The 18,669-nt window shown below is 64.6% G+C and carries 17 protein-coding genes; 11 read left to right on the forward strand and 6 right to left on the reverse strand.

All coding sequences use genetic code 11. The annotated features are described in order from the left end of the window. The first annotated feature begins 50 nt into the window (after positions 1–50). Positions 51–2,216, forward strand: coding sequence for an RNA degradosome polyphosphate kinase (locus EPO50_RS02995; protein ID WP_296341166.1), 2,166 nt, complete (start codon positions 51–53; stop codon positions 2,214–2,216). A 106-nt stretch (positions 2,217–2,322) separates the two neighbouring features. Beyond that, positions 2,323–3,828, forward strand: a complete 1,506-nt coding sequence (locus EPO50_RS03000) for a Ppx/GppA family phosphatase (RefSeq protein WP_296341167.1) — start codon at positions 2,323–2,325, stop codon at positions 3,826–3,828. On the opposite strand, the gene rnd is transcribed toward EPO50_RS03000, so the two are convergent. Then, positions 3,825–4,988: a ribonuclease D gene (gene rnd, locus EPO50_RS03005; RefSeq protein WP_296341168.1), complete on the reverse strand. Its 1,164-nt coding sequence runs from the start codon at positions 4,986–4,988 to the stop codon at positions 3,825–3,827. The two genes, EPO50_RS03000 and rnd, sit on opposite strands and share 4 nt — an antisense overlap. 123 nt (positions 4,989–5,111) lie before the next feature. Here rnd and aspS point away from each other — a divergent pair, with 123 nt between their 5' ends. Together aspS and EPO50_RS03015 are read left to right on the forward strand one after the other, a co-directional pair. After that, positions 5,112–6,917: an aspartate--tRNA ligase gene (gene aspS, locus EPO50_RS03010; protein WP_296341169.1), complete on the forward strand. Its 1,806-nt coding sequence runs from the start codon at positions 5,112–5,114 to the stop codon at positions 6,915–6,917. An 82-nt stretch (positions 6,918–6,999) separates the two neighbouring features. After that, positions 7,000–7,566 (forward strand): hypothetical protein, encoded by a 567-nt coding sequence (locus EPO50_RS03015; RefSeq protein ID WP_296341170.1) that lies wholly within the window; start codon positions 7,000–7,002, stop codon positions 7,564–7,566. Here the strand turns inward: EPO50_RS03015 and EPO50_RS03020 are convergent. Beyond that, on the reverse strand, positions 7,520–8,503 hold the full coding sequence (locus EPO50_RS03020; RefSeq protein WP_296341171.1) for a D-glycerate dehydrogenase: 984 nt from the start codon (positions 8,501–8,503) through the stop codon (positions 7,520–7,522). The two genes, EPO50_RS03015 and EPO50_RS03020, sit on opposite strands and share 47 nt — an antisense overlap. Before the next feature lie 186 nt (positions 8,504–8,689). Here EPO50_RS03020 and EPO50_RS03025 point away from each other — a divergent pair, with 186 nt between their 5' ends. Genes EPO50_RS03025 through EPO50_RS03035 form a run of 3 tightly spaced genes read left to right on the forward strand, consistent with a single transcriptional unit; the run spans position 8,690 to position 11,820 of the window. Next, complete coding sequence (locus EPO50_RS03025; protein ID WP_296341172.1) at positions 8,690–9,493, forward strand: DUF1849 family protein; 804 nt, start codon at positions 8,690–8,692, stop codon at positions 9,491–9,493. Then, positions 9,487–10,299: a DUF1849 family protein gene (locus tag EPO50_RS03030; RefSeq protein WP_296341173.1), complete on the forward strand. Its 813-nt coding sequence runs from the start codon at positions 9,487–9,489 to the stop codon at positions 10,297–10,299. Before EPO50_RS03025 ends, EPO50_RS03030 begins: the two co-directional genes overlap by 7 nt. A gap of 45 nt (positions 10,300–10,344) precedes the next feature. Next, positions 10,345–11,820, forward strand: coding sequence for an AMP nucleosidase (locus EPO50_RS03035; RefSeq protein ID WP_296341174.1), 1,476 nt, complete (start codon positions 10,345–10,347; stop codon positions 11,818–11,820). 140 nt (positions 11,821–11,960) lie between these two features. Here the strand turns inward: EPO50_RS03035 and EPO50_RS03040 are convergent, their stop codons facing one another. From EPO50_RS03040 to EPO50_RS03050, 3 genes are all read right to left on the reverse strand, one after another. Next, positions 11,961–12,245 (reverse strand): hypothetical protein, encoded by a 285-nt coding sequence (locus tag EPO50_RS03040; protein WP_296341175.1) that lies wholly within the window; start codon positions 12,243–12,245, stop codon positions 11,961–11,963. A 219-nt stretch (positions 12,246–12,464) separates the two neighbouring features. Beyond that, positions 12,465–13,370 carry an ROK family protein gene (locus tag EPO50_RS03045; protein ID WP_296341176.1) on the reverse strand — a complete coding sequence of 302 codons (906 nt, stop codon included), beginning with the start codon at positions 13,368–13,370 and terminating at the stop codon, positions 12,465–12,467. Positions 13,371–13,389: 19 nt separating this feature from the next. Beyond that, positions 13,390–14,415, reverse strand: a complete 1,026-nt coding sequence (locus EPO50_RS03050) for a patatin-like phospholipase family protein (RefSeq protein ID WP_296341177.1) — start codon at positions 14,413–14,415, stop codon at positions 13,390–13,392. Between the two features lie 143 nt (positions 14,416–14,558). Between EPO50_RS03050 and EPO50_RS03055 the strand changes: the two genes are divergently transcribed. The 4 genes from EPO50_RS03055 (at position 14,559) to EPO50_RS03070 (ending at position 17,462) form a co-directional block, all read left to right on the forward strand. Then, positions 14,559–15,737 (forward strand): MFS transporter, encoded by a 1,179-nt coding sequence (locus EPO50_RS03055; protein ID WP_296341178.1) that lies wholly within the window; start codon positions 14,559–14,561, stop codon positions 15,735–15,737. An 80-nt stretch (positions 15,738–15,817) separates the two neighbouring features. Further along, entirely contained in the window at positions 15,818–16,516 is a 699-nt protein-coding gene (locus tag EPO50_RS03060; RefSeq protein WP_296341179.1) for a tellurite resistance TerB family protein, read from the forward strand. A gap of 222 nt (positions 16,517–16,738) precedes the next feature. Further along, positions 16,739–17,038: a hypothetical protein gene (locus tag EPO50_RS03065; RefSeq protein ID WP_296341180.1), complete on the forward strand. Its 300-nt coding sequence runs from the start codon at positions 16,739–16,741 to the stop codon at positions 17,036–17,038. Between the two features lie 34 nt (positions 17,039–17,072). Next, complete coding sequence (locus tag EPO50_RS03070; protein ID WP_296341181.1) at positions 17,073–17,462, forward strand: DUF4168 domain-containing protein; 390 nt, start codon at positions 17,073–17,075, stop codon at positions 17,460–17,462. A 57-nt stretch (positions 17,463–17,519) separates the two neighbouring features. Here EPO50_RS03070 and EPO50_RS03075 read toward each other — a convergent pair whose 3' ends face one another. Further along, positions 17,520–18,626 (reverse strand): LLM class flavin-dependent oxidoreductase, encoded by a 1,107-nt coding sequence (locus EPO50_RS03075; RefSeq protein WP_296341182.1) that lies wholly within the window; start codon positions 18,624–18,626, stop codon positions 17,520–17,522. Between the last annotated feature and the right edge of the window lie 43 nt (positions 18,627–18,669).

The following is an 18,669-nucleotide window of genomic DNA, read 5'->3' on the forward strand; positions in this document are numbered from 1 at the left end:
ACGATACCGTTTCGATGAACCTAAGGGAGAGTGCCCCGCTCGGGGTCCATATGGACGTGCTCAACACAACGGCCGACCAGACAACGGCTCTCGAAATACCACCCGACAGCCCCCGCCGCTTCATCAATCGCGAACTGTCGTGGCTGGCCTTCAATACCCGAGTTCTCGAAGAGGCCAGCAATCCGCGCCATCCGCTCCTGGAGCGCGTGCGCTTCCTGTCGATCTCGGCGGCCAATCTCGACGAATTCTACATGGTCCGTGTTGCGGGCCTGGTCGACATGCTGCAGACCCGCTCGACCCAGTTGAGCGACGACGGCATGACGCCGTCGGAACAGCTCTCCGCCATTCTCGACCGCGCCTCGATCCTGATGGCGCACCAGCAGGATGTCTGGGCCACGCTGCAGGACGATTTGCGCGGCGTGGGGATTGCCGTCCTCGATGCCGGTGAGCTGACTGACGGCGAGCGCAACTGGCTCGATCAGTATTTCATCGACCAGGTGTTCCCGATCCTGACGCCGCTCGCGATCGATCCGGCGCATCCGTTTCCGTTCATTCCCAATGGCGGCTTCTCGGGCATCCTGAAGCTGCACCGCAAGGACGACCGCCGACCGCTGATGGCCCTGCTGCCGCTGCCGCCGCAGGTCGATCGCTTCGTGCGCCTCCCCGGATCGGAGATCAGGCTCCTGCCGCTCGAAGACCTGATCGACATCTACCTGCCGCGGCTGTTCCCCGGCTACGAGGTGATCGAACGCGCTTTCTTCAGAGTGATCCGCGACAGCGACGTCGAGATCAACGAAGAGGCCGAAGATCTCGTGCTGCTCTACGAGAGCGCGCTGAAGCGCCGCCGCCGCGGCGACCTGATTTCGATTTCAGTCAACAGCGCTATGCCTGCGGAGCTGCGCGACTTCCTGTTCGACCAGCTCGAGGTTCCTGCGCAAACCCAGACCGTGCACGTCTTCCATCTCGACCGCATGCTCAATATCGGCGACGTGAAGGCGATCATCATCGACGACCGGCCCGACCTGAAGTTCGCGCCCTACAATGCCCGTTTCCCCGAGCGCATCCGCGACTTCGGCGGTGACTGCTTCGCGGCCATCCGGGCCAAGGACATCGTCGTCCATCACCCCTACGAGAGCTTCGACGTCGTGGTGCAGTTCCTGCGCCAGGCGGCGCGCGATCCGGCGGTGGTGGCGATCAAGCAGACGCTCTACCGCACCAGCCACGATTCCCCGATCGTCAAGGAGCTGATCGCGGCCGCCGAGGCCGGCAAGACGGTGACGGCGCTGGTCGAACTCAAGGCGCGCTTCGACGAGGAAGCGAATATCCGCTGGGCGCGCGATCTCGAACGCGCGGGCGTCCAGGTCGTCTACGGCTTCATCGATCTCAAGACCCACGCCAAGGTCTCGATGGTGGTGCGGCGCGAGGCGCAGTCGACGCGGACCTATGTCCATTTCGGCACGGGCAACTACCACCCGATCACGGCACGCATCTATACCGACCTCTCGTTCTTCACCTGCGATCCGGCGATGGGCCGCGATGCGGCGCGCCTGTTCAACTACATGACGGGCTACGCGCGGCCGGAGCAGATGGAGAAGATCGCCTTCGCGCCGGTGACCCTGCGTCCGACGCTCATCAGCCTGATCGATGCCGAGATCGTCAACGCCAAGGCAGGCCGTCCGGCGGCGATCTGGGCCAAGCTGAACTCGCTGGTCGACGCCAAGCTGATCGATCATCTCTACGCAGCATCGCGTGCCGGCGTGCAGATCGATCTCGTGATCCGCGGCATCTGCTGCCTGCGGCCCGGCGTGCCGGGCTTGAGCGAGCATATCCGGGTCAAGAGCATGATCGGGCGCTTCCTCGAACATGCGCGCGTCGTCTGCTTCGGCAACGGCAAGGCGTTGCCGTCGCTCGACGCCAAGGTCTTCATCTCGTCGGCCGACTGGATGCCGCGCAATCTCGACCGTCGCGTCGAGCTCCTGTGCCCGGTCGAGAACCAGACCGTGAGGGAGCAGGTGCTCGACCAGATCATGGTCGCCAACCTGAAGGATGATGGGCAGAGCTGGCTGATGACGCCGGACGGCGACTACCGTCGGCCGCGCGCTGCCAAGGAACCCTTCATTGCACATCACTATTTTATGACAAACCCGTCGCTGTCGGGTCGCGGCAGCGCCCTGAAACTAAGCGGCGCCGTACCGCGCCTTGTCCTGAGTTCCTGATAGGTTTTTAGGGTTTTTTGAGGCGGCAGCGGCGTCGGGTCGCGCCCCCGCGAGGGCTGAAATCCGGCGCTGCAATCCCGCGTGGTTTCGGCTAGACGGAGCGCGCATGGACGGCGAACGCACCGCAGGCGCCCCTGAGATGCGAGCCCCCCTCGACCGGGGCCGCGTCGGGATCATCGACGTCGGCTCGAACTCGATCCGTCTCGTTGTCTATGAGCGGGCGAGCCGTGCGCCTCTGCCTGTCTTCAACGAAAAAGTGCTGTGCGGTCTTGCCCGTGGCCTCGACGCGACGGGGCGGTTGAATCCCGAAGGCGTCGAGATGGCGCTGGTCAACATCGACCGCTTCATGACTCTCGCACACAACATGAAGGTGACGACGCTCGATCTCGTGGCGACGGCCGCCGTGCGCGATGCAGTCGATGGCGCAGACTTCATGCGCGAAATCACCAGCCGGCCCGGTATCGTGGCCCATACGGTCAGCGGCCAGGACGAGGCGCGCTTCTCGGCCTATGGCGTGATCTGCGGCATGCCCGATGCCGACGGTGTCATGGGCGATCTGGGCGGCGGCAGCCTCGAACTGTCGGCACTGAGCGGCGGCCGTCTCGGCGCGTCGAGCACACTGCCGGTCGGTCCGTTGCGGCTGATGTCGTCGGGCCGCGGCGATCCGAAGAAGAGCATCGTCGAAGCGGTCGAGAGCGTACGCTGGTTGCGCGAGGAGCAGGGCAAGACCTTCTATGCCGTTGGTGGCGCCTGGCGATCCTTTGCCCGTCTGCACATGGAGCAGGCGGGCTATCCGCTGCACATCATCCATCAATACGAGATATCCGCCGAGGAGACGCGCGCGGTGGCGCGGCTGATCGCGGTGCAAAGCGCCAAGTCGCTGGAGAAGATGCCGGGCGTGTCGCGCCGTCGTGTCGACACCTTGCCGCTGGCCTGCCTGGCGCTCGACCGGCTGCTGGGCGTCCTGAAGCCGCGCAGTGTCGTCTTCTCCGCCTTCGGCCTGCGCGAGGGTTTCTATTATTCGCGACTGAGCGCGATCGAGCGCGAGCGCCATCCTTTGATCGCCTTCGCCGAAGAGCAGGGCGCGGGCTGGCGGCGTTTCGATCTCTCGCCCCAGGAAATCTTCGACTGGCTGACACCGGCTTTCGCCGGCGAGAGCGAGACTGATCGCGTGCTGCGCACGGCGGCCTGCCATCTCAGCGATATCTCGTGGGACGATCATCCCGACTATCGCGCCGACCAGGCTTATTTCCGGGTGTTGCACCTGCCGGCGCCGGGCATGAATCACCGCGAGCGGGCGGTACTCGCGATGACGATGACCTATCGCTACAAGAGCGATCCCAAGTCGGCGATGATCGATACCGCGCTTCGTCTGTCGGACAGCAGGGGCCGCGCCTATGCCAAGCGCCTCGGTGCCTGCCTGCGGCTCGCCTACAATCTGAGTGGCGGTGCGCCCGGCTTGCTGCCCCAGCTCCAACTCCGCCGTACCGAGCGTGAGTTGCGCCTGCTGGTGCCGGGAAACCTGCGGCGCACTCTGGGCGACGTCACGGCCCGCCGACTCGAGACCGCGGCCGAGGCCTTCGATCTCAAACCGATGATCGTCGCGGCCTAAACCTCAGCCTCAGCCGGAATCGGGATGAGCTTGGCCTGATCGCCGGCCAGAGCCAGCGCGAGCCGGCCCTCGATCAGGTCGACGGCTTCGGCTCCGAACACTTCGCGTCGCCATCCCTTCAAGGCCGGGACGTCGCGCTTGCCGGCCGCGATGCGGTCGAGTTCGTCGGCGTTTGCGACAAGGCGACCCGCAACGCCGGCCTGCTCGGCCTTGAGTCGCAGCAAGGTGCGCAGGAGATCGACGACGGCGCTCGGTGCGCGCAACTGTTCGGTCGGCCGTTCACGGGCGGGCAGTTCGGAGTCGGGCAGGGCACGGGCCCGATCGATCGCCTCGATCAGCTCTCGTCCTTGCCAGCCTTCGGCGAAGCCGCGACCGAGGCCGCGCGTCATGGCCAGCTCCTCGATCGTCTTGGGGGCGTGGCTCGCGATCTCGAGGAGCTGCTCGTCGCGCAGCAGGCGCTGGCGGGGAATGTCGATGCGCTGCGCCGTACGCTCGCGCCAGGCCGCCACTTCCTTGAGGATCGCCAGCAGGCGGGGCGAGGAGCCGCGGGGCTTCAGCCGCCGCCAGGCCATCTCGGGATCGGCACGGTAGGTCGCCGGATCGTTCAGCACCGCCATCTCTTCGGCGATCCAGGAGAACCGACCGGTCTTGTCGAGCTGGCGTTTCAGCTTTTCATAGACCACGCGCAGATGGGTGACGTCTGACAGGGCATAGGTGATCTGCCGTTCGCTGAGCGGACGGCGGCTCCAGTCCGTGAAGCGGCTCGACTTGTCGATCTTGGCCTTGGCGAGCTTGGTGGCGAGCGATTCGTAGGAGGCGGCCTCGCCATGGCCGCAGACCATGGCGGCGACCTGGGTATCGAACAGCGGACCCGGCACCTTGTTCAGGCGCAGGTGGAAGATTTCAAGATCCTGGCGGGCAGCGTGAAAGACCTTCAGGACCTTGGGATTCGCCATCAATTCGTCGAGCGGGGCGAGGTCGATGCCGTCGGCCAGCGCGTCGATTGCGGCCGCGTCTTCGGGGCCGGCGACCTGGGCCAGGCAGAGCTTGGGCCAGTAGGTCCGCTCACGCATGAACTCGGTGTCGACGGTGATGAACTCGGTATCGGCCAGCGGCTTGCAGAAGGCGGCCAATTCATCTGTCGTGGTAATGAGCTTCATTACGGGGTTCTATAGCGGGCGGAGCGGCGGGGGGCAAAGGTCCCCTCGAAAAGGGCGCCTTCCCTTGACTTATCAGCGCTTTCCGTGCCTTTTGCCGGGCCTCTAAAACCCGGAAAATACGTAATGTCTTCTGTCTACCGAACCCATACGTGCGGCCAGTTGCGGCCGGAGCATGTCGGCCAGCAGGCCCGTCTGTCGGGCTGGGTCCAGCGCAAGCGCGACCACGGCAATCTGCTGTTCATCGACCTGCGCGATCACTATGGCGTGACACAGGTGGTGGTGGACGCGAGCAGCCCCGTCTTCAAGGCGGCCGAGGGCGTGCGCAACGAGAGCGTGATCACGGTGACCGGCAAGGTGCTTGCCCGCGAACCGTCCACGGTGAACGCGCGGCTGGCGACGGGCGCGGTCGAACTGGACGCTGCCGAGATGGTCGTGCAGGCGATGGCCGATCCGCTGCCGATCCCGGTCTACCAGGAGAACGACACGACGCCGGAGGAGCTGCGCCTCAAGTACCGCTTCCTCGACCTGCGCAAGGACAAGCTGCACAAGAACATCATGCTGCGCAGCCAGGTCATCGCGTCCTTGCGCCGGCGCATGATCGACCAGGGCTTCATGGAGTTCCAGACGCCGATCTTGACAGCGGATAGTCCGGAAGGCGCACGCTCCTACGTGGTGCCGAGCCGGCTGCACCCGGGCAAGTTCTACGCGCTGCCGCAGGCGCCGCAGATGTTCAAGCAGTTGCTGATGGTGTCGGGCTTCGATCGCTACTTCCAGATCGCGCCCTGCTTTCGCGACGAAGATGCGCGCGCCGACCGGGCGCCGGGCGAGTTCTATCAGCTCGATTTCGAGATGAGCTTCGTTACGCAGGAAGACGTCTTTGCCGCCATCGAGCCAGTACTGGGCGGCGTGTTCGAGGAGTTCGCCGGCTTCGGTCGCGAGACCCCGCGCAAGGTGACGCCGTTCCCGTTCCCGCGCATCCCGTATGCCGAGGCGCTGCTGACTTACGGCACCGACAAGCCCGACCTGCGCAATCCGCTGCGCATCGTCGATGCCGGCGAGGTCTTTGCGGGCTCCGACTTCAAGGTCTTCGCAAGCATCGTCAACTCGGGCGGCGTCGTGCGGGCATTGCGGGCGCCGGGGGCGGCCGCACAGCCGCGCAGCTTCTTCGACAAGCTGAACTCCTGGGCCCAGTCCGAGGGCAAGCCGGGTCTCGGCTACATCATCCTCGAAGCCGGAGCAGGGAAGGGACCGATCGCCAAGTTCGTGACGGGGGATCGTCTCGCGAAGCTGAAGGCGCTGACCGGCGCCCAGGACGGCGATGCGGTGTTCTTCGTCGCCGACAAGCCGGAAGCCGCCTGGAAATTCGCAGGTCAGGTGCGCACCAAGGTCGGCCAGGAGCTGGGTGTCATCGCCGAGAACGAGTTCCGCTTCTGCTGGATTGTCGACTTCCCGATGTTCGAATACGACGAGAAGGCCAAGAAGATCGACTTCAGCCACAACCCCTTCTCGATGCCGCAGGGCGGACTCGAGGCGCTGGAGACGCAGGACCCGCTCACCATCAAGGCGTGGCAGTACGACATCGTCTGCAACGGCATCGAGCTTTGCTCGGGCGCCATCCGGAACCACCGTCCGGAGATCATGTACAAGGCGTTCGGCATTGCGGGGTACAGCAATGCAGACGTCGAGGCGCGTTTCGGCGGCATGCTCAACGCCTTCAAGTTCGGCGCTCCGCCGCACGGTGGCGCGGCACCCGGCGTGGACCGCATCGTCATGCTGCTGGCTGACGAGCCGAACATCCGCGAAGTGATCTGCTTCCCGATGAACCAGCAGGCCGTCGACCTGATGATGGATGCGCCGACCGAACTGCCTGCCGAAAAGCTGCGCGAGTTGCACATCGGATTGCGTCTGCCGCCCCCCAAGAAGGACTAGGTCTGGTAGGGTCGGCCGAAATTGACCGGCTAGGAAAAAATACGTACCTTCAAGAGGTTATAGTCTTTTTATTAAGAAGATTATGAGCTCTTTTAGGCTCTCAATTTATATTGTCCTGCCGTTGGCGCTGGGATTGTCTCTGCTGACCGGCGCCTGTGGCGTGCCGGTCGCGGTCTCGGCGGTAAGCTATGCCGCCGACGGCGGGTTCATGGTCGCCTCCGACAAGACGTCGACCGATCATCTGGCCTCGGTCATCACCAAGAAGGACTGCGCCATGTGGCGCATCTTCCGCGGCCGCCGGATCTGCACCGAGCGCGCAGAAGGCGAAGACCCGTACGACATCGACTACAACGAGCCGCAACGCCAAGTCTCCGAGGACGGTGTTCAGTACAGCCCGCCGCTGCGCTCCAGCGCAGATGCGCCGGCTGCGAGCTGGGACGAAGCTGCCTACAAGGCGGCGCCGCAACCAGCGCCCAGCGCCGCCGAAGCGCCTGCGATGGTGCAGGAGCCTGTGGCTGCCGCCGCTCCGGCGCCGGTGGTTGCCAAGGCTACGGCGGCCCCGGCCAAGCCTATCAAGAAGACTAAAAGCGTCTCGCGCCCCCTCAAGAAACAGAAGCCTTCACGAGGTCAGGCGGCGCCTGCTTCCTGAGCAGGAAGGCCTCGAGATTGTCGAGTGCCTTGAAGCCCATGGCGTTGCGCGTCTCGACCGTTGCCGAGCCCATGTGCGGCAGCAGGAAGGCGTTGGTCAGCCCGTAGTAGCCCTGGTGCAGCTTGGGCTCGCCATCGAACACGTCGAGGCCGGCCGAGGCGAGATGGCCGCTCTTGAGCGCAGCGATCAGCGCCTCGTCATCGATCACGCCACCGCGGGCCGTGTTGACGACGATAGCGCCCTTGGGCAGGCGGGCGATGCGCTCGGCGTTCACCCACTTGCGGGTCTGCGGCGTCATCGGCGCATTGATCGACAGGAAGTCGCAGTGGGGCAGCATGTCGTTGGGATCGGCATGGAAGACCGCTCCTTTTTCGAGGTCGGGCGCCAGCCGGCTGCGGTTGCTGTAGTGGATCTGCATGCGGAAGGCGCGGGCGCGGTCGGCCATGGCCTGGCCGATACGGCCCATGCCCAGGATACCCAGTCGTTTGCCGGTAACGTGCGTGCCCATGAGCTGGGTCGGCGTCCAGCCGACCCAATGGTGGGTCCGCAGCATGGTGGCGCCTTCGTGCGCCCGCCGGGCCGCACCCAACAGGCAGAGCATGGCGATGTCGGCGGTGGCGTCGGTCAGCACGTCGGGCGTGTTGGCGACGACGATGTTGCGCTTGGTGGCCGCGGCGACGTCGACATGCTCGTAGCCCACGGAGAAGGTGGCGATCATGCGGATCGAGGCGGGAAGGGCTGCGATCGTCTCGGCATTCAGGGCGTCGCCGGCCGCGCACATGATGGCGTCACAACCGGCCGCCGCCTTGGCCAGGGCCGGCCCGTCGTAGAGCCGGTCCTGCGGGTTGAGGATGGCGTCGAAGTTCGCCGACAACCGGGCTTCCACGTCGGGCGGGAAGAGGCGGGTCGCGAGAACCTTGGGCGTGTCGTTTGCCATTGACGCTATCCTCCCTGTGCAGCCCTGACGCAGGCGATCATTCTGGTATTCCGCGCGCATGGATATTACGCTTGGCCCGTCGGCTACAAGGCCTAGCCCCCACGCCAGTGTCCGTTGACCAGTTATAGTTATCGCCGTCCTCGCGTCCAAACAGCGGTTATCGTCACCGCCGTCGGAGCGCTTCTGTTGCTTGCCCTGTGGATAAGGGTCGCCGACGCCCAGCAGCAACAGCCCCCGCAGACGGCGGAATCGCCGCTGGCGCCGCATCGCGCCACCTACGACATGAGGCTCTCGGTGGCGCGGCCCAACAGCGGCATCGTCGAAGTGAGCGGCCGGATGGTCCTGGAAACCGTCGACGCCTGCGAGGGCTGGGAGGTCAAGCAGCGCATCAAGCTCAAGTTCCTCCGCAGCGAAGGCGACGAGTTCGTGACCGATTCGAGCTTCACCAGCTACGAGACCAAGGATGGACTCGCCCTGCGCTTCAGTGTGCGCAACATCCAGGACAACGAGATCGAGGAGGAGTTGCGCGGCAACGCCGATCTCGAAGCGCCCGGTAGCAAGGGCCGTGCGAACTTCACGCTGCCGGAGGTCCGCAGCTTCGACCTGCCGGCCGGGACGCTCTTTCCCACGACCCATCTCGCGCTTGTCCTGCGTCATGCGCGCGACGGCGACAAATCTGCCTCCTATTCGGTGTTCGATGGCGCCCGACTCGACGGTGCTTTTCTGGTGAATGCCGTAATCGGTCGGTCGCCTCGCCAGACCGGCGCACCGGCGGTGCGTGGCGACGTCGCCCTGATGCGCAACCAGCCATCGTGGGGCGTGCGCTTCGCCTTCTTCGCCGCCAACGACCAGGGCGCCCACCCGGAATACGAGCTGGCTCTCGACCTGCTCGGCAACGGGATTGCCCGTTCGATGTTGCTCGACTACGGCGACTTCGCCGTGGATGCTCGTCTCGTCCAACTCCAAGCCCTGCCGAGGCCGCGATGCTGAATCTCCGCCTGCTTGTGCCCGCCGTGCCTGCCATGTTCGGCTTTGCCGTCGCCGTTCCGGCTGTTGCCCAGGAACTGACACCGCACCGCGCGGCCTATTCCGTGACTGTGCTGGAGAACGGCAAGCCGAGCGGCGGAGCACCGGGCAGCTACGCCTATGAACTCAAGCTCACCTGTGATGGCTATGTCGCCAACCAGCGTCTGCGGCTGGAGCTGCCGGGGCAGCGCGGCTCGGTCACCAGCGAGCAGCAGACGCAGATGACCGAGAGCAAGGATGGTCGCAAGCTCATCTTCGAGCATCGTTCGACGACGGGTGGCCGTTCGACCACCGTGGTGAAAGGTGAGGCGATGCTGGGCGACGACGGTGCCGGCCAGGCACGCTTCACCGAGCCTGCGGGACAGACCGTGAAGCTGCCAGCCGGTACGCTCTTTCCCGCCGCCATCCTGCGCGCCACCATCCGCGCGGCGAAGGCTGGCGAAAACGGTTTCGAAGGGTTGTTCTTCTTCGGCGACAAGGTGAAGCCGCCGCTGGCCGTCAACGCCCTGATCGGCAAGGTGCCCAAGCGTCTGGCCGATGTGAAGATTCCCAACGGGGCGGAGGAGCTGGCCGATGGCCGCACCCGGATCTACTACCGCGCCGGCTTCTTCGACGAGGATGCAAAGAAGCAGGGCGAACCCGCTTTCGAGATGAGCAGCGTGACGCTCGACAACGGCATCGAGCTTTACGGCACGCATGAGCAGAGCGAGGGCGGCATCGAATATCGCATCACCCGTCTCGAGGCGCTGCCCAAGCCCGAGTGCAAATAACGCCCGTTTGGGCATAGTGAAGGCCGTCTCTAGGGAGATCGGCAGATGGCGGCCAACAGCGGCGGACAAGAGGGATTGACGCCAGAGCAGGCGGTCGACCGGCTGGAAGAGCTCCATGCTGCGGCCAGCACGGCGCTGCGCGAAGCGCTGTCGCGCTTCACCGAAACCGGCGCCGTGCCGACTGCAGAAGAGCGACTGAAGTTCCGCTACCCCGAGCTCAGCGTCGACTGGCGGCCGTCTGGCGCCGTGCACTTCACGCGGCGGGCGTGGGCGAAGTTCCAGGCGCCGGGGCTCTATTCGACGACGATCACGCAGCCCACGTTCTTCCGGCAGTACCTGCTGGAGCAACTGCGGCCGCTGGCGGAGGAATTCAACGCCAGGATCGAAGTCGGCGACAGCGACCAGGAGATCCCGTATCCCTTCGTCACGGAGGCGGGTGACGAGTTCGTCCACGGCGAGCTCTCGGTCACCGAGCTGGCACGTCATTTTCCGACAGCCGTCCTTGCCAATGTCGGCGACGAGATCGTCGACGGCCTTTGGGAATTCGAGGACGGGCGGCCGCGGCCGCTGGCGTTGTTCGACGCCGTGCGCATCGACTACTCGCTGCGGCGGCTGATCCACTATACCGGCACTGACTGGCGCACGATCCAGCCGTGGATCCTGTGCACCAACTATCAACGCTACGTCGATCATTTCCTGGTCTGGGCGTTGGAGGAACTGGCCCGACCGGATGGCCCTTACAGCGCGCTCGTGCTGCCCGGTGGCGCCATTGTGCAGCGAGGCGATGCGCCGGAAGCTGCCGAAGCCGCAATCGCAACCGCGCCCTGGCACCGTTTCCAGATGCCGGCCTACAGCCTGCTGCGGTCCGATGGCCGGGGCGGCATCACCTTGATCAACATCGGCGTCGGTCCCTCCAACGCAAAGAACGCGACGGATCACCTCGCGGTGCTGCGTCCGCATTGCTGGCTGATGATCGGCCATTGCGGCGGCCTGCGGCAGTCGCAGACCATCGGCGACTATGTGCTGGCGCACGGCTACATGCGGCGCGACCGCATCCTCGACGATCTCGTGCCGCCGGAAGTGCCGGTGCCGGCCCTGGCCGAAGTGCAGGTTGCGCTGCAGACGGCGGCGGAGCGGGTGACAGGGGAACGCGGCGATGCGCTGAAGCGGCGGCTGCGCACCGGAACGGTCGTGAGCTACGACGATCGCAACTGGGAGCTACGCTGGTCGCAGGAGCGGCGGCGCATCAACCATGGCCGCGCGATTGCGGTCGACATGGAAAGCGCCACGCTCGCCACGCAAGGCTATCGGCTTCGTGTTCCCTACGGCACGCTGCTCTGCGTTTCGGACAAGCCGCTGCATGGCGAGATCAAATTGCCGGGGGCCGCGACGCGATTCTACCAGCGCGCGGTGGGCGAGCATCTCCATATCGGCCTGGAAACCGTGGAGCTGTTGCGAAGCGAGATCGGCTCGCTGCACTCGCGCAAGCTGCGCAGCTTCGACGAACCGCCGTTCAGGTAAGAGGGGCTGTTCTTGTCGTAGCGCGTGGCGTTAACCCAGGCCTGCCGGGTGCTTCGGACGTCGAAAAGCCAACATGAAGCCCGGAGGAGAAAACGGGGTACCGTCACACCCGGCAGGCTACCTATCGGGCTGGAACTTATTCAAACCGAATGCGGCTGTCGCTTTGCGAGATCCAACATTTCCTTTCGCCAGGTCGCGGTCTGCCAGCCCTCGATGGCACGAGTGAAGACGTATGGAATGACAGCGCAACACAAAGCGATTGCCGCACCTGAGGCTTCCTGTGGCGCGCCTTTGGCGGTCATCAGAGCAGCAAACAAAATGAGTGCGGCGACGACGGCAAAGATAGCGGTGAACAGCCAAAATAAGCGCATTCTTGCCTCACTATTTCCATCTTTTTTTGATGGAACATAATACATGATGTTCAACCAAGTATATACAACCTGGAGGTTGTTGTTGCAACGAACCTACCCTCGACACTGGAAGCCGAAGTCGCGGGCAACGGAGCTCTGTCGACTTGCATCATCGACTGAGCGCGAGCAATGCAAGGGACAAATTGTCGGGCGCTTGCCCAGTTCGCTGTACGGACTGTCCAGCGATCAACACGGCGAATGTCGAGCAGCGTCAACGTTCCGGCTGCCGCCGGGTCAGGCGGGCCACAGCCAGGCGGCGCCGCGCACGCCGCTCGAATCGCCATGCTTGGGTGGCACCAGCCTCGTGGCGATGCTGTCGCGTTCGGAGAAGATGTAGTCCTTCCAGAGTTCCGGCACGCGACTGTAAAGCGCCTTCATCTTCGAAAGGCCGCCGCCCAGCACGATGACGTTCGGATCGACCAGGTTGACGACGTTGGCCAGCGCCCGCGCCAGCCGGTCGCAATAGAGATCGAAGCACTGGCTGGCGACGCGATCACCCTGCGTGGCCGCTTCGGCAATGTCGGTGGCGCTCAGCTCGCGGCCGGCGATGCGTGCGAATTGGGACTGGAAGGCAGGCCCGCTCAGCCACGCCTCGACGCAGTTGCGGCGGCCGCAGTAGCAGGCTGGCCCCGGCCGTTCGTCGTCGCGAGGCGAGGGAAGAGTGTTGTGGCCCCATTCGCCGCTGATCGCCTGTGCGCCGACCAACGGCCGGCCGTCGATCACGACGCCACCGCCCACGCCGGTGCCGAGGATGACACCAAATACGATCGCTGCGCCGGCGCCGGCACCGTCGGCCGCTTCGGAGACGGCGAAGCAGTTGGCGTCGTTGGAGAGCCGCACCTCGTCACGGTTTGTCGCCCGTTTGAGGTCGACGTCGAGCGGCTGGCCGTTCAGGCGCGTCGAGTTGGCATTCTTGATCAGGCCCGTGGCCGGCGAGATGGCGCCGGGATGGCCGACGCCGACACGGCAGCGCGTGCCGACCTTCGCTTCGAGATCGCGGACAACGCCAGCTACAGCCTCGACCGTCGCTTCGTAGCAATCACGCGGCGTCGGTATGCGCATTCGTGCGCGTTCCGATCCATCGTCGCCCAACACGATGCCTTCGATCTTGGTGCCGCCGAGGTCGATGCCGATACGCATAAGGTCTCCGGTTCACATCTCACAAAAAGCGGGCGCGTATGTCGACGCTGTTCTCTCGCCCAACCTTATCGAACGTTTCAAACAGCCATCGGGTTCCCGCCGCGCGCCCGGCCGTGAACAGCATTTGGAGGAACTCGGGTTCGATGTTGAACTTGCTGACGGCGCCCAACGGAACCAGTGTGGTCGGATCGGCGATGGAATGGATCAGCAGTTTCTTCAGGCGAGTGCTGAACTCGCCGGTGATGGCACCATTGTCGATCAGCTCCTGCACGAAGGCGATGGCGCGCATCTCCGCCATCAGCGCGCCACCGAAAGTGATCTCGTTCAACCGGTCGGCGATCTCGGCATTGCTGCGCGGGATCTCCGTGCGCGATGGCGGGTCGACCTCGACCATCACCACGTCGGTGCTTTCGCTGTTGTAGATGAACGGCCAGATCGGCGGGTTGCCACGGAAGCCGCCATCCCAATAGGCCTCACCATCGATCTCGACCGCATCGTGGACATTGGGCAGGCAGGCCGAGGCCAGCAGGGCGTCGATCGAGAGCTCGTCGCGCGTGAAGATGCGGACCTTGCCGGTCCGCACATTGGTGGCGGCGATGAAGGCCTTGACCTCGTGACAGGCATGCACGGCTTCCGCGTTGAAATGACGACGCAACAGGTCGCGTAGCGGATCGTACTTCAGCGGATTGCGCTGCCAGGGCGAGAGCGTGCGCTGGATGATATCAGCCCACAGTGCGCCTGCTGACTCATCGAGGTTCCAGTTGCCCTGCAGACGATCGAGCGGCGTGCGCCGGATCGGGCTCGCCACTGCCATCTGGCCCAGTTCGCCCCAGAAGGCGGCGAGGGCAGCGCGCGCACCGGCGGGCCCGCCTTTGGCCCAGCCCTGCAGCAGGATCGCGGCATTCATGGCGCCGGCGCTGGTGCCGCTTACCGCCTCGAAGACCAGACGCCCATCCTCGATCAGCGCGTCGAGCACGCCCCAGGTGAAAGCGCCGTGGCTGCCGCCACCTTGCAGAGCGAGATTGATACGCTTGGTTTCGGCCATCTTGTCTCCCGAGAACGACGTTCCACGATGTCGAAGTTGCCTTTAGAGTTCTCGCCCAGAAGCAAGACGGCGGAACTGGCGGCATTATGGCGAAGAGTGGAGCGGGAGGACCGTGGCGAAAACGCCCGTCGACCATCCTGTGGATGCTCTCGATCGGCCAACTCATCTCCTGGGGCTTGGTCTACTACACCTTCCCACTGTTCATCGGGCCGATGGAGCAGGAACTGGGCTGGACACGCAGCTCGATGTTCGGCGCGTTGTCGGCTGGTCTGCTGACCGCCGGTCTCTGCTCCATTCCGGTCGGCGCGTGGATCGATCGCGGTCATGGCCGCCTGCTGATGACCGGCGGGTCGCTGCTGGCGGCAGTACTCTTGTTGGTCTGGTCCCGCGTCGAGTCGCTGCCGGTCTTCTACGCCATGTGGATCGGGCTGGGTGTCTGCCAGGCCGTGATCCTCTACGAGCCGGCCTTCGCGGTGATCACCCGCGTCTATGGCCCGCGCTACAAGCAGGCGATCCTGCTGATGACCTTCCTGGGCGGGCTCGCCAGCACCTTTGGCATTCCATTCACGCAGCTCCTGATCGAACGCATCGGCTGGCGGCCGACGCTCGAGGTGTTGGCCGCGATCAATCTCGGTGTCGCTCTCCTGATCCATTGGCTGTTCGTTCCGGGTCCACGCGAGGAAGCGGTGCCAATCGCCGAGCCCCAGCCACAGGTGGAAGGGGCGGCCAAGAAGAAGAGCCCGCTCGCCACCGCTGTACGCATGCCGGCCTTCTGGGGCTTGGTCGTCGCCTTCGCCGGCTACGGGCTCGCTTTCTCGGCCATGAGCTTCCACCTGATCCCGCTGCTCGAGGCACGCAACGTGCCGATCGCTGTGGTGATGGCGATCATTGCCTTGATCGGACCCATGCAGGTTGTGGGCCGGGTCCTGTTGATGGTGGGGCAGCGCCATGTCACCACCATCCAGCTCGGCGCTGGCATCTATTTCGCCTTCCCGATCTCCATGGCGATGCTGGCGACCGGCATCAGTGACGTCTACGGACTGATCCTGTTCGCCATCATCTACGGCGTCGCCAACGGCCTCATCACCATCCTGCGCGGCATGGCGGTGCCGGAGTTCATCGGCCCCGAAGGCTATGGCGTCGTCTCCGGCGCGCTCACGATGCCGACCAACGTCATGCGCGCCGCCGGACCGTTGCTCGCTTCGCTGATCTGGGGGGCCTTCGGTGGCTACACGCCAGTCTTGTGGGGGCTGGCCGGCATTATGCTGATTGCAGCGGCCGGATTCGCCGCGGCGGCGATGCTGTCGAAGCGCCCGAGCTGACAGATTCAGCTGCCGCAAGCTTTCGCCACAATTTCACTCCAAATGCACCTCGCGACTCCAAACAGGGAAAGGCGAGGCAGATGTTCGACGCGAAACGGTTGCTGGATCAGGTTGTAGGCGGCCAGGGTAGCGGTGGTGGCGGCGACTTCCTGCGCGGGGCAGGCGGCGGCGCGCTGGCCGGCGGGTTGGCCGCAATCCTTCTCGGGACCAAGACCGGCCGCAAGCTGGGTGGTGAAGCGCTGAAGCTCGGTGGCGTGGCCGCCGTCGGCGCGCTCGCCTACAAGGCCTATCGCGATTGGCAGGCCGGCAAGCAGCCGGCGCCGGCAACGCCCGAGCAACAACAGCAGCAAGCCCCGGTGCCGATGCTTCCGGCGCCCAGCGGTACGCCGTTCAATCCTTCGACGCCGAGCGAACAGCAAACGCTGGCCCGTCATCTGCTGCGCGCCATGATCGCGGCGGCCAAGGCCGACGGCCATGTCGACGCGCAGGAGCAGGCCCGCATCTTCGCCGAAATGGACAAGCTGCCGCTCGCCGCCGACGACAAGGCCTTCGTCATGGATGAGCTGCGCGCCAAGCTCGACATCGATGCCGTGGCCAGCGCGGCCTCGACCCCGGAGGAGGCGGCAGAGATCTACACCGCCTCGCTGCTGGCCATCGACGTCGATAACGCCGCCGAGCGCGGCTACCTCGGCATGCTGGCGGCGCGCCTCAAGCTCGACGATGCGCTGGTCGCTCATTTGCAGCAGAACGTGGCCGCGGCGACCGTCCGTTCGGCGTGATCGCCCGGAGTGAATCGCGGCGTGCGTCAAAATACGCACCTCGTCGATGACACCAATTGCGCCGCGTGGCGTTCGTTAATAGGTGCAGGCGGATCGATCGCGCCGCCTGCACGTAGCTAAACACGAGCGGATCGGCCGACAAATCGTAAGCTCTCGAACCACTCCGAGTGGGAGGCCGCCGCGGGACGATACGCGACAGAAACTCCAACAAAGGAGCGTGCGATGAAGTTGAACTCCGCACAGATCGAGCAGACTCAGCGACAGCTGGAAGCCGATGCCATTCCGGCGGAACATCCAGCGATGGGGCAGCTTCAACGGCTGTTCGGCGAACATACCTACTTCCTGGATAGTACCGGGCTCAACATCATCGAGCCTGTCGCTACGGAACAATCAGATAGCCGGATGGGTGTGGTCGTGAACCTCGCCAACTGGGCGGATGGGGAGGCGACAGCGCTGAAGACCCATGCGCCCGAAGCAACGGATCGCATGATCGATTTCGGCGCAGATCATCACACCCATTGACGCGGCGCATACGCCGACGAAAGGAATTCTCGATATGAAGTCGATCACCGGACTCTGCGTAACGACTCTCGCTGCGGCTGGCCTCTTCTTGTTGCCCGCGGCAAATGCACAGCAGCAATCCCCATCACCCTCGACATCGCCACCGACGAAGAGCGCGCCAGCGTCTCCGGCGAGCATTCCCGATAGCAAGCTCGACGCAGCGGCCGCCGCTGTCAAAAGCGTCTCCGCCGTAAAGGACAACTACAAGCAAAAGATCGCTCAGGCGCCTGCCGCCGACCGGGAACGGATTGCCGGTGAGGCCGATACGGCTCTCATAAAGGCCGTTACAGACAAGGGCCTGTCGGTCGAGGAATACACGACGATTCTGGAAGTGGCGCAGACCGATCCCGTCGTGAAGGACAAGCTCGTCCAGCGATTGAAGTAACACTGCCGCAGCTTTGCGGTCCGGATGGCGTCAGCCACCCGGACCGTTCAGCGGCGATCATTCGGCAGCGAGCTTCGCCACCTTCGGCTTGAGATGCTGCACCTTGGGCAGCACTTCGCGCGACAGAAGTTCGAGCGAGTGACGCCAGGCCTTCGGGTTCTCGACATAGTCGAAGCCGAAGACCAGCAACTGTCCGAAACCGCCGACCTCGTCGTAGATCTTCTCGATCTTCTCCGCGACCGTGCGCGGCGAACCCACGATCCAGTTGTGCTTGGCGCAATATTCCGGCGTCACGTCGGAATCGGCCACGCTCTGGTCGTGCTTCAGGTATTCGAAGAAGCCGAACTGCGAGAGCAGCGGCAGGAAGTATTCCCGCATCATGCGGCCCATGTGCGAGCCGACCGAAAGGCGCATCGCTTCTTCGTCCGTGTCGGCGACGAAGACCTCGCGCACCATGCGCCACTGTCCGCGATCGGGCGTGCGGCCGGACTTGGCGGCACCTATCTCGACCGACTCCCAATGGCTGCTGACATAGGCCGGGTTGAGGTTGAGGCTCATCGGCAGATAGCCTTTTTCGCCGGCGAGCTTCAGCGTGTCGGAGCCCTTGCTGAGGCCGGCGACGCCGATCGGCGGATGCGGGCTCTGCAGCGGCTTGATGTGTGGCTTCAAGAAACCGAACATCGTGTCAGGCTTGGTGACGTGCCAGTACTTGCCCTTGAAGTCGAAGGGCTCGGGCGAGGTCCACAGCTTCAGGATGATATCGAGCGCTTCGCGGGTCATCTCGCGATTGACGCCTGACATGCCGTCGACATTGAACATCGCCCAGTCGCTCGGCAGGCCCGACGCGGCGACGCCGAAGTTGAGGCGGCCTCCCGAGATGTGGTCGAGCATGGCGACACGGTTCGCGAGTTCGGCCGGATGATGATAGGGCAGCAGGAAGCCGCCGGGTCCGAGGCGAATGTTCTTGGTCTGCAGCAGCCCTTGCGCCACCAGCAGATCGGGCGAGGGATGCGGCTCCCATGGCGCGGTATGATGTTCGCCGATCCAGCACTCGGCGAAGCCCAATTCGTCGAGCCAGCGGATCACCTGCAGATCCCACTCGTGGCCATCCTTCAGCGGCCTCTCGGGCGGGTGAGACGGCATGGTGAAGTATCCGATCTGCATCATTTCCTCCTGCGTTATTTCCCGGAAGTCCACTACCATCGCG

This window comes from Reyranella sp., assembly GCF_004297405.1.
Classification (GTDB): Bacteria; Pseudomonadota; Alphaproteobacteria; order Reyranellales; family Reyranellaceae; genus Reyranella.

Excerpts from the sequence above, each read along its gene's own strand:
- EPO50_RS02995 (WP_296341166.1), top strand. The coding sequence starts at position 51 with ATGGACGTGCTCAACACAACGGCCGACCAGACAACGGCTCTCGAAATA.
- EPO50_RS03000 (WP_296341167.1), top strand. The coding sequence starts at position 2,323 with ATGGACGGCGAACGCACCGCAGGCGCCCCTGAGATGCGAGCCCCCCTC.
- rnd (WP_296341168.1), bottom strand. The coding sequence starts at position 4,988 with ATGAAGCTCATTACCACGACAGATGAATTGGCCGCCTTCTGCAAGCCG.
- aspS (WP_296341169.1), top strand. The coding sequence starts at position 5,112 with ATGTCTTCTGTCTACCGAACCCATACGTGCGGCCAGTTGCGGCCGGAG.
- EPO50_RS03015 (WP_296341170.1), top strand. The coding sequence starts at position 7,000 with ATGAGCTCTTTTAGGCTCTCAATTTATATTGTCCTGCCGTTGGCGCTG.
- EPO50_RS03020 (WP_296341171.1), bottom strand. The coding sequence starts at position 8,503 with ATGGCAAACGACACGCCCAAGGTTCTCGCGACCCGCCTCTTCCCGCCC.
- EPO50_RS03030 (WP_296341173.1), top strand. The coding sequence starts at position 9,487 with ATGCTGAATCTCCGCCTGCTTGTGCCCGCCGTGCCTGCCATGTTCGGC.
- EPO50_RS03035 (WP_296341174.1), top strand. The coding sequence starts at position 10,345 with ATGGCGGCCAACAGCGGCGGACAAGAGGGATTGACGCCAGAGCAGGCG.
- EPO50_RS03045 (WP_296341176.1), bottom strand. The coding sequence starts at position 13,370 with ATGCGTATCGGCATCGACCTCGGCGGCACCAAGATCGAAGGCATCGTG.
- EPO50_RS03050 (WP_296341177.1), bottom strand. The coding sequence starts at position 14,415 with ATGGCCGAAACCAAGCGTATCAATCTCGCTCTGCAAGGTGGCGGCAGC.
- EPO50_RS03055 (WP_296341178.1), top strand. The coding sequence starts at position 14,559 with ATGCTCTCGATCGGCCAACTCATCTCCTGGGGCTTGGTCTACTACACC.
- EPO50_RS03060 (WP_296341179.1), top strand. The coding sequence starts at position 15,818 with ATGTTCGACGCGAAACGGTTGCTGGATCAGGTTGTAGGCGGCCAGGGT.
- EPO50_RS03065 (WP_296341180.1), top strand. The coding sequence starts at position 16,739 with ATGAAGTTGAACTCCGCACAGATCGAGCAGACTCAGCGACAGCTGGAA.
- EPO50_RS03070 (WP_296341181.1), top strand. The coding sequence starts at position 17,073 with ATGAAGTCGATCACCGGACTCTGCGTAACGACTCTCGCTGCGGCTGGC.
- EPO50_RS03075 (WP_296341182.1), bottom strand. The coding sequence starts at position 18,626 with ATGCAGATCGGATACTTCACCATGCCGTCTCACCCGCCCGAGAGGCCG.